Below are 10,611 nucleotides of genomic sequence, written 5' to 3' on the forward strand. Positions count from 1 at the left end.
TCTCTTTTACTAAATTATAGTGATGACTTAGCCTTTATACTAGTCTCTATTGCTTCTTGCTAAATAACCAACCTGCTAGGACGTTTACCTTGTTAACTCAACAATCTCAATCTCGCTTATCTTACGCATTATTAGTACTGGGAATTTTACTTATTGCCAGTAACTTACGTGCGCCAGTGACTGGTTTAGCCCCCGTGCTGGACCAAATAATTCTTAGTTTTAATTTAAGCGCATCACAAGCCGGTATGCTTACCACCTTACCGTTAATTGCATTTGCTTTAGCAAGCCCATTAGCCACTAGTTTAGCTAAAAGGCAAGGCTTAGAAGTGTCGCTTTTTATTGCCCTTATTTTAATTGGCTTAGGCTTAGCATCGCGCATGATAGATTCTGTGCCGGTACTTTATTTAGGCACCGCCGTCATTGGGGTCGGCATTGCGATAGGTAATGTGCTGTTACCGAGTTTAATTAAGCGCGACTTTGCACACAAAGTGGCTGTAATGACCTCGGCGTATGTGCTTGCTATGGGTATTTTTGGCGGTAGTTACTCAGCGTTAATTATTCCCCTTGCCGAATATAAACAAATGGGCTGGCAAATTGCTTTAGCCAGTTACGCGTTAATTACTTTAATAAGTTTATTTATTTGGCTACCGCAATTAAAGCTACGCACCAAACCGACTAAAGATCTGGTTGAAAACACCGGTGACGTAAAAGTGTGGCGCCAAGCCCTTGCGTGGCAAATTACTTTGCTACTTGGCTGTAACTCGTTATTTACTTATATAATTATTGGCTGGTTACCAAGCATTTTAATAGACAGTGGCCACAGCGCACAACAAGCGGGTGCGCTGCAAGGCTCATTTCAGGTAGCTTCGGCTTTACCCGGTATTATCTTAATTCCCTTATTAGCAAAACTAAAAGATCAGCGCGTACTCACCTTTGTTTTAGGAGTGTTGGCAAGCCTGTCGTCGATTGGACTGTTGTATATGCCAGACTATGCGTCTGTGTGGTCAATCACTATGGGGTTTTGCTCGGGTGCATGCTTTATATTGGGCTTGTCGTTTATTAGTTTACGTACTCACGACTCACATCAAGCTGCGGCACTTTCTGGTATGGCGCAGTGTATTGGTTATTTACTTGCCGCTACTGGACCTATTATTGCAGGTGCGCTGCATAGTTATTTTGGTAACTGGGCATCTACTTTATGGTTTTGCGCAGGTGCGAGCGCGCTATGTGCGGTGTTTGGTTATTTAGGCGGGCGTAATATTACTATGCGCAACAAAGCGTAAGCGTTAATTAAAAGTGGGCGGTGTAATCATTTGCCCACTTTTATAACTAATTATAGTTTAGTACTTTTTATATATTTAGCTTAAACAGCGCCAATACATTCAACCTCTACAACTGAATTTAGTGCTAACGCTTTTACTGCAAACGCACTGCGCGCAGGATATGGCGGGGTAAAGTATTCAGCATATATTTTATTAAACATTTTAAAGTTATTTATGTCGGTTAGCATAACCGTACACTTTACTATGTTTTTCATACTGTAATTATGCTGCTCTAGGGTGCTTTTTATATTTTCGAGCGTTTGCTTAGTCTCTGCTGCAAAACCACCTTGTGCTAGTTTACCACTGCTTGTAAGCCCAATTTGACCCGACATATACAAGGTATTATCGACCCTTACAATTTGCGAAAAAGGTAAACTTGCTGAGGCCGCATTTAAGTGCTCAATATCACTGTTTTTTGCATTAGCAAAACCACTGCTCAATACACTGGCGAATAAGGTAATTAATGTTATTTTTTTCATCATAAACCTAATTTTTTGGGGTGGTGGCAAATGCAGGCACTTGCACTAAATCGTTCAACCAACTAACGCTAGACTGACACCAAATTTGCGCTACTGGCGTAAACTCATCGCGTTGATCAACCGCCCCTATTCTAAGGCCATATACACGGTTTTCTGTCGCTTCGTTGGTAGCATAAAGTGAGGTGCCACAATTACCACAAAACCCTTGCGCACGTTTATTACCACTTTGCGCCGTTTTTATATATTCTTTAGGCTTACCTTGCGTAAAAGTAACACCGTTAGGCTCACTCATTATTACCGCTCTAAATGGCCCACTCGACATGCGTTGGCAATCACTACAGTGGCACACTAATAGCGTGTTACTTTGTGTTTTCGCTTGGTATTTTATGTCGCCGCAGTAACAGCTTCCAGTTATGTTCATTTTATATATCCATTATTTTTAACGAGCTCCACCCTTAAGGCGGCTTCGGTATTACACGAGTTTTATATTAAAAGTGTACCTGCATAGCAATAAAAAACCACAGCCTAAAGCAACTATTTAGTGCCTCTAAATTTATGATAAATACTGTTTAAACCAACGAAATAAATTAAAAAAGCGTGATTTAGCAATATGCTTATCAGCACTGTTTTTATTAAGCGCATCACGGCGCGCTTGCGCTATATTTGCTTTAGCAGCAAAGCGCAAGCGTTGCTCATTACTAAGATCGTCTTCAAAGTTAAGCTGTAACTTTTTTACCTCACGGCTACGTTTCATTGAACTACACATAGTACTACCTCAAAAAGGCTATTAACCTAATTAGTAGACAGGCTATGTGCGTTTTTTATTTCATAGGATGTTCAATTCAACACGCCTGTAACACTTTAAGCTAACTTAATAAGCCTAAATTGCTTTTTACCACGCTGCATTACCCAAAAACGATCAAACAGCGGAAAATCTAACTGTGCGTGCTCATCTGTAATGGCCTCGCCATTAATTTTAATCGCATTCGCGTTTATTAACTCACGTGCAGTACGCTTTGAGCTGGCCAGTTCACTTTTAACCAGTAACTCAGCAATATTAATTTTCGCGTCGCTAATAGCGTGTACGGCGAGCCCATCTTGCTCTAATTGCTCAAGCTCTGCCAAGGTGAGTGTTTGTACTTGGCCGTTAAACAATAATTGCGTAATGCGCTGCGCGCTTGCTAAGCCTTGTTCGCCATGTACAAAGCGGGTTAATTGCTCGGCTAAAATACCTTGCGCTTGAGGCTTTTGTTGGCTGGTAATGTCATTCGCTTCAATGGCTTCAATTTCTTTTATCGATAAAAAGGTGTAAAAACGCAAAAAGTTGTATACATCGGCATCGTCACAATTTAACCAAAATTGGTAAAAGCGATACGGTGAGGTTTTTTTCGGATCAAGCCAAATTGCGCCGCCTTCCGTTTTACCAAACTTAGTACCGTCTGATTTAGTAATAAGTGGCAAAGTTAATCCATACACAGTTTGCTTATTTAAGCGGCGGGTTAAATCAATCCCACTTACTATATTCCCCCACTGGTCGTTGCCGCCAATTTGCACACTACAACCCAGTTCGCTATTTAATTTAGCAAAGTCGTACGACTGCAATAAAGTGTAACTAAATTCAGTAAACGATAAACCTTGATCAGGGCGTTGCAAACGTTGCTTTACCGACTCGCGGTTGATCATATTATTAATTGAAAAGTGCTTACCTACATCGCGAAAAAAATCCAACACTTCAATACCGCTAAACCAGTCGGCATTATTTTTTAATTGAATTGGCTCGCTTAAATGCGGGTTCATTACACTCTCTACTTGTGAGCTTAAATCTGCTACCCAACCTTGTACGGTTTCTTTACTGTTTAAGCTGCGCTCGGTGGCTTTAAAGCTTGGGTCGCCAATCAACCCGGTTGCGCCACCAATTAATGCTACCGCTTTATGGCCGGCATCATTAAAACGCTTTAGCATTAGCAAAGGTACTAAGTGGCCAATATGTAAACTGCCCGCGGTAGGATCAAAACCACAATACACAACTTGTGAGGTTGCTAATAACTGCTCAAGCTGCGCTAAATCGCTAACCTGAGAAACCAGGCCGCGATGTGTAATATCTTCCAGTAATTGTGTTGTCATTGTATTTATCCCACACACATGTGTTAATTAGTTAGGGTAAAAATACTAATTAAAGCTGCTACACAACCATATATCCCTAAAGGGATAGAAAGTACTTTATATTAATCAATTTAAGTAGAAGCGCTGTTTAACGGTGCGAAAGTAGTATTAAGGCAAGGCAAATATTTATGCTAACTAATCTTACTCGCTAGTGATTAAGTGGTTTAAAAACAGCTGAAAAAACTCACTCAACGAAGACACTTTTAATTGTGCGTAAATACGTTTACGGTGGTTTTTAACTGTACCTAAGGTGATATTTAATTGCTTAGCAATATCGTTAGAGTCGCAGCCTTGCACTAATAGCATAGCTATTTGTCGCTCGCGGGTGGTAAGTTGCTCGTTGGCAAAGGTAGCTAAGCCACGCTCAATTAATTGCCCTGTAGCTGTGGTAGTTAAAGGCCCAAGCAATAATAAGTTATTGCCCCAATGTTGGCGGCATAATGCTTTTATAAGGCTAAAATGAGCTATTAAGGTGCTTTTTTGTGCGGCGCTAAAGCGTTGTTTGCTTTCTAAAAAGCCTAAATAAATAACAATCCAGCGGCTCTCATCTGTGCGCACACTTATACTTAGTTCATCTACCCAACCGGTTTCGTTATAAAACTGTTGCTGGTATTGGGTATAAGCTGCTAAGTCTTTATTTGCGCTGATATCGACTAACCGATACACACCTTCATGGCCACTTTTTGACAGTTCAATATAAAAGGGATCGTTAATAAACGAATTGGTTAAATAGCGCTGAAACAATAACTCGCGTCGAGTATCTATCGAGTCGTATAAATAAATGGGGTGTTTATGGGCTCTACAGCCTAAAATCACCGCGCAGTCAAATTGCACTAAATGAGCAATGTAATTAACTATTTTTTGTGCAAAACCAGTTGAATTGATTGCTTCAACACATTGCGCAATTAGCTCATTTTCAGTGGGTTTTGCAATCATTACTGCCACGGTGTTTTAGTTAAATTAAAAGTTTAATTGGCGTTAGCATTATAAAAATTTGCCTGTTTAATACTGGCAAAATCATTAAAACGCACGCCATGTTCGCGCATTACATTTAGCACTTTTTTACTTAGCATTTGGCGTAAATAAAATGGCTGATTTGGCACAAAGTGATGAATACTATGGGTTTTACCAAAGTTAAAACAAAACAAGTGAAACGGCATAAATACCCGACTGGTTAACACATGGGTTTGCTCCAGCATATTGGTTACACCGCCATAGTAATGCATGCACGAGGTAACAAAATTTAGCGAGCTCGAGCGCACAATATTAGGCACAATTAACACCACCATTAAAAACTCAAATAGCGACATAGTGCTTAATAACCAAGCCGGCGAGCTTTGTGCAAGCCCAGTAAATAAATTAACGCCATGAAATATAATTACGCTGTATAAAACAATAAAGTAAGCGGTGGTAATAGGAAAACCGGCATTAAATATCTTAAAAAAGTGAAAGCCTTTAATTTCTTTAGAAAAACGTTTGGCGTTAATTAATAAGCCTAATAAGCCATCCACAATAACCAACGCGCGTAACAAAGGATTTTTAATACCGTTACCCACTAAGCGCTCTTCTAGGTCTTGTTGTGTGCCTGAAGTTTTATGATGGTGTAAATGTAACTTACGACGATACCAAGGGCTGATAGTATTAGGGCGCATTAACCACACGGTTAGCATCATAAAATTATGCATAAATGGCTGATTACTAAAATACTGTTTATGAATTAAATCATGCTCTAACTCATGCGAAATAGATGCAGCCATAGCAGCTAAAATAATACATAACCACGCAGGAATAATGGCTAAATAATATAAAAAGCCAACCCCAACTAATGCCCCAAGAGATAACAGTAAAATAACCAATCCCAAGGTATTTTGATGCGTTAATAATGGATGCTTAGCGCGTAGCTTCGCCTCTTCAGCCTTAATAGCTTTAACAATGGCTTGAATATTTTCTTTTGCACTTAAATGAGTCATAAATTACAACCGATCAATTATGTTGGGGCGGATAATACCCGAACTGGTAAAAAAAACACCTTTGAGAGTACTTTCTTATGCTCTTTGATACTAGTTGCTAATGCTTTTACACGCTAATTACTGCAAAAAACAACACGGACGCCTCTTCTATTAGCGCCCGTAATTTATTTAATCCTAGCGTGAGCTAAGTTTATGTTAGTTTTTTTGCTGTGCAGCTAAATAGTCAATCGCCAGCTGGCTCATTGCTTTAGTGCCCACTTTAAGCGTTGACTCGTCAACATAAAAATACGGCGAATGGTTGGTTGGTGCTGTTTTTACATCTTGCCCTGTTGGCGTGCCGCCTAAAAACAAAAATAAACCCGGTACTTGCTGCGCATAAAAAGCAAAGTCTTCTGCGCCGGTTACTTTTGGCACATCAAACAGGTTATCTTTACCTACTATATTTTTAAGTGTTGGCAACATTTGCGCGGTAAGCTCTGGGTTATTCACCGTTACTGGGTAACCTTTAAAAATATTTACCTGTGCTTCGGCTCCCGACGCTTTAGCAATATGCGTAGCTGTAGTGGTTAATTTTTCAAAAATTTGTTGGCGGTTATCCATATCAAAATTACGAATAGTGCCTACCATTTCTACACTATCGGGAATAATATTATTACGTACGCCACCAGCTATTTTACCAAACGAGATAATGGCAGGCTCTTTAGTTATATCTATTTGACGACTAACAATATGATTAACCCCTGAGACAATTTGTGCAGCAACTGAAATAGGATCGACCCCACCCCAAGGCGATGAACCATGCGTTTGCTTACCTTTTACCGTTATTTCGAAGCGATCGGCACTGGCCATAATTGGGCCACTACGATAACCAATTTGGCCGCTGTTTAATCCCGCCATAACATGAATGCCAAACGCCACATCGGGTTGATACTTTTTAAATATCCCCTCTTTTAACATTAACTCAGCTCCGCCCTCTTCGCCTTGTGGCGCGCCTTCTTCTGCTGGCTGAAACACAAACATAATATCGCCGTGTAATTCATTTTTTACAGCGGCTAATACTTCAGCTGCACCCATTAGCATAGCCACATGCGTGTCGTGCCCACAGGCATGCATAACCCCAACATCAACCCCATTATACTTGGTAGTTACCAGTGATTTAAAAGGCACATCGGCTTTTTCGGTTACTGGCAGTGCATCCATATCGGCACGCAGCATTACTGTTGGCCCCGGCTTACCGCCTTTTAAAATCCCCACTACACCTGTGTAAGCAATGTCAGTTTCAACCTGCATCCCTAAGGCTTTTAAATGGCGTGCTACAATCGCAGCGGTACGTGTTTCGCGGTTACTTAACTCAGGGTGCTGATGAAAATCGCGACGCCATTCAATCACCTTATCTTCAACCTGATTTATCTGTTTATCGATATTAATATTGGCACTGGCATTAAATGCCCCTAGGCTTGCTAAGCCAATAGCTAATGAGATTAATGAGCGTTTCATCTGTGTTCCTTTTTATTATCTGCCTTTAGCAACACTGTGCAGTGCTGTTATAGAAAATTTTGACGTGAGTAAGTAGATAATGCGCAATGCACTGAGCAATGCAAATAATTACTCAGCTATTTTGAGTTATTATGCAAAACATTTAATAAACTACATAGTAACTAAAACTCACTAGAGTAAAAACACCAATAAAAAATGACGCTGTTTAGCGTCATTTTTATTTAACTTTATTTTATATATTTACAATATAACTAGGGCGTTTTAACTGCTTTTTCTGGCGAGCTAAATACACCTTTAACAACTTGCCAAGTAACCGCTAATGCGCCTACCATAAATACTACATCACCAATGGTGCGCACCCAGCGTAGCGTTACCAAAGTATCGCTTTGCATTAATGCTTCGCTACGTGCATACCAAAGCCCCTCTGATGCGCTGGCAACAAATTGAATAATACCAACCGGTAATAAACTAGTGAATAGCATTAACGCTAGCCCTATATTCATCCACCAAAAAGAGGTTTTCATTAAGCCTTCATCAAATTTTAAATGCGGGCGAATGTATCTTAATATGAGTAGTGTAAAGCCCAGCGCTAAAAAGCCATAAACGCCAAATAAGGCTGCATGGGCATGTGTTGCTGTGGTATTAAGTCCTTGAATATAATACAAAGCAATTGGTGGGTTGATCATAAAGCCCAGCACACCTGCACCTAACATATTCCAAAATGCAACGGCTACAAAATACATTATTGGCCATTTAACATTTTCCATCCAAGGCGCACGCGTTTTTAATTTATAATGCTCCCATGCTTCATGACCAAGCACTATAAGTGGTACTACTTCAAGCGCACTAAAAGTTGCACCTACAGCCATAACGGGTGTAGTTGTACCCGAAAAGTACAAGTGATGGAAAGTCCCCGGAACACCGCCTAACATAAACAACGAAGCCGACGCTAACGAAGCCACTGTAGCCATACGTTTAGACACTAAACCCATATTAAAAAATATAAAGGCCAGTGCTGTTGTGGCAAATACTTCAAAGAAACCTTCCACCCATAAATGCACAATCCACCAGCGCCAATATTCCATTACTGAAATATGCGTACGCTCGCCGTAGAAAAAACCCGCACCATAAAATAAGCCAATCGCAATTACCGACAGCATAAATAAAACCAGTAAGTTTTTATCACCCTCTTTATTTAAAGTGGGTGTAATACAACGCATCATTAATACTAACCACAGCAATATTCCAACAAATTTACCAATTTGCCATAGTCGTCCTAAATCAATGTATTCATAGCCCTGATGGCCTAACCAAAAGTTTAGTTCTGGCGGCATTATTTGCGCAATTGCTAAGTACTGACCAATAAACGAGCCAACTACTACCAATACTAACGCCCAAAACAATACATCAACACCCAGCTTTTGAAACTTAGGATCTTCGCCACCATTAATAATTGGGGCTAAAAATAAACCAGCCGCTAAAAAGCCTGTTGCAATCCAAAATAACGCCGACTGAATATGCCAAGTTCGCACTAAACTATAGGGGAACCATTCAGAGGTTTGCACGCCATAAAAGCCCTGCCCTTCAACGGTATAATGAGCGGTAAATGCCCCTACAAATATTTGAAAGGTAAACAAAGCTACAATTAAAAATAAGTATTTACCTAAAGATTTTTGCGAAGGCGTTAAGTTAAAAGATAAAATAGGATCTGTTTTTGGCACGATTGGCTCTTCGTCATCCTGCCTGCGTAAAAATGCCCACGCCCACACTAATGCTCCAATTCCTGCAACCAGTAACACAATACTGACCAGCGACCATACTATGTTTTCGGTAGTGGGTTTATTATCAATTAACGGCTCATGCGGCCAGTTATTGGTATAGGTTGCATTCCCATCTAAACGCTCAGTAGATGCCGCCCAAGCCGTCCAAAAGAAGAACTCGTTTAAACGTGCCCTGCGCTCAGCACTGGGCAAAGTAACTTCTTTCATTGCATAGTTAGCACGGGTTTGCTGCAGCTCAGCTGCACCACCAAACAACGCATTATAATAATCACTGGTTTGCGCTATTGCCTGCATACGTCGCGGCGATAAGCTCACAGTGTTGGTTTTTGTATTATAAGTATTTGTTCTATAATCTTTTTTAAGATCATAGCGCAGCATATGCTGTTGCTGCTCATTGAGTTCATCGTATGCTGTGCCAAATTGATCTTCTGCAGCTAAATTTAACCAACTCACTAACTCGCGATGCAACCAGTCAGCTGTCCAATCTGGCGCTTGATAAGCTCCATGCCCCCAAACCGAACCTAATTGCATGCCACCAACAGATTGCCACGCAGTTTGCCCGTCAAGTATTTGCTCTTCTGTGGTTAACACTTTGCCACTTTCTGATACAAACGCGGCTGGTATTGGCGGTGCTTCACGGTAAATTTCTGTGCCGTAGTAACCTAATAATGAAAAGGTGACTGCGACGACCCCTAAAAGGGCCCACCATAACCTTTTATATTCTCTCATTATTACTCTCCTGTTAAATGTACATGACGCAATTTTATAGCGAAGCTTTATATTACTGATGTAACTATTGATAACTTATAAAGCGATCTTTGCAAATCAATAAACTAGTAAGCCGCTTTAGCAACTGATAGTTATTTGTGATACGACAAATTACTTACAGCTTACTCTTAACATACAGTAAATATCTGAGCAGAATATGTGTCCAGATCAACATAATCGCCGTTAGCGACAATAAAAAAGATTACACAATAGAGTTTTAAAGTTACTTAATGAGTGTTGTGCAAAATTAAGTGCACTAGGCTATATTAATTACCCCAAGGAAAGGTGGTGGGTTCAAGCTAAATCGTGCTAGAACATGTGAACTACCCATCGACGCCACTCCGTGTCGATCAATGGGCTTCTACAGCCTTGACTTAGAGACTAGGCTGCTTCTTTTTTCTCAGTTCCAACAGCAAACTTCGATAGCTTGAAGACTTTCGTTTTAATGGCTGATTTCTGCTGAGATGTGGGGGTAACCCTTGCGACGATCCCAGCCGCAATTAAATCTAATTCACCTGTTTTTGCTATGCTTTTAGCCGCTGACAAGTCTCGGTTTTGGTAAGTTTCACAAGCCGTACATGTGAAATATCTGTCGTTCAATGTTAAAACATGATGTTGGCCGCATTCAGAA

General features: G+C 40.4%; 9 protein-coding genes and 1 pseudogene. 1 reads left to right on the top strand and 9 read right to left on the bottom strand.

The window, feature by feature from the left end; translation table 11 throughout:
- Positions 1-89 precede the first annotated feature (89 nt).
- Positions 90-1,283: an MFS transporter gene (locus tag I6F41_RS15615; RefSeq protein WP_011329059.1), complete on the top strand. Its 1,194-nt coding sequence runs from the start codon at positions 90-92 to the stop codon at positions 1,281-1,283.
- 80 nt (positions 1,284-1,363) lie between these two features.
- On the opposite strand, the gene I6F41_RS15620 is transcribed toward I6F41_RS15615, so the two are convergent.
- The 9 genes and pseudogenes from I6F41_RS15620 to I6F41_RS15660 form a co-directional block, all read right to left on the bottom strand.
- Complete coding sequence (locus I6F41_RS15620) at positions 1,364-1,804, bottom strand: Rid family detoxifying hydrolase (RefSeq protein ID WP_231613584.1); 441 nt, start codon at positions 1,802-1,804, stop codon at positions 1,364-1,366.
- A gap of 4 nt (positions 1,805-1,808) precedes the next feature.
- Positions 1,809-2,222: a GFA family protein gene (locus I6F41_RS15625; RefSeq protein ID WP_011329061.1), complete on the bottom strand. Its 414-nt coding sequence runs from the start codon at positions 2,220-2,222 to the stop codon at positions 1,809-1,811.
- Between the two features lie 132 nt (positions 2,223-2,354).
- Positions 2,355-2,555 carry a hypothetical protein gene (locus tag I6F41_RS15630; RefSeq protein WP_226898010.1) on the bottom strand — a complete coding sequence of 67 codons (201 nt, stop codon included), beginning with the start codon at positions 2,553-2,555 and terminating at the stop codon, positions 2,355-2,357.
- A gap of 107 nt (positions 2,556-2,662) precedes the next feature.
- Positions 2,663-3,925 carry a tyrosine--tRNA ligase gene (tyrS, locus tag I6F41_RS15635; RefSeq protein ID WP_182684372.1) on the bottom strand — a complete coding sequence of 421 codons (1,263 nt, stop codon included), beginning with the start codon at positions 3,923-3,925 and terminating at the stop codon, positions 2,663-2,665.
- Positions 3,926-4,105: 180 nt separating this feature from the next.
- A complete protein-coding gene (locus I6F41_RS15640; RefSeq protein ID WP_011329064.1) occupies positions 4,106-4,900 on the bottom strand; it encodes a LuxR C-terminal-related transcriptional regulator in 795 nt (264 codons plus the stop codon).
- 32 nt (positions 4,901-4,932) lie between these two features.
- Positions 4,933-5,934: a fatty acid desaturase gene (locus I6F41_RS15645; protein WP_011329065.1), complete on the bottom strand. Its 1,002-nt coding sequence runs from the start codon at positions 5,932-5,934 to the stop codon at positions 4,933-4,935.
- 195 nt (positions 5,935-6,129) lie between these two features.
- Positions 6,130-7,431: a M20 family metallopeptidase gene (locus tag I6F41_RS15650; protein WP_086993230.1), complete on the bottom strand. Its 1,302-nt coding sequence runs from the start codon at positions 7,429-7,431 to the stop codon at positions 6,130-6,132.
- Between the two features lie 251 nt (positions 7,432-7,682).
- Positions 7,683-9,941, bottom strand: coding sequence for a nitric-oxide reductase large subunit (locus tag I6F41_RS15655; protein ID WP_089368696.1), 2,259 nt, complete (start codon positions 9,939-9,941; stop codon positions 7,683-7,685).
- Between the two features lie 420 nt (positions 9,942-10,361).
- Positions 10,362-10,611: pseudogene (locus I6F41_RS15660) on the bottom strand (zinc ribbon domain-containing protein); the annotation flags it as partial.

This window comes from Pseudoalteromonas sp. SCQQ13, from assembly GCF_015864415.1.
Classification (GTDB): Bacteria; Pseudomonadota; Gammaproteobacteria; order Enterobacterales; family Alteromonadaceae; genus Pseudoalteromonas; species Pseudoalteromonas nigrifaciens.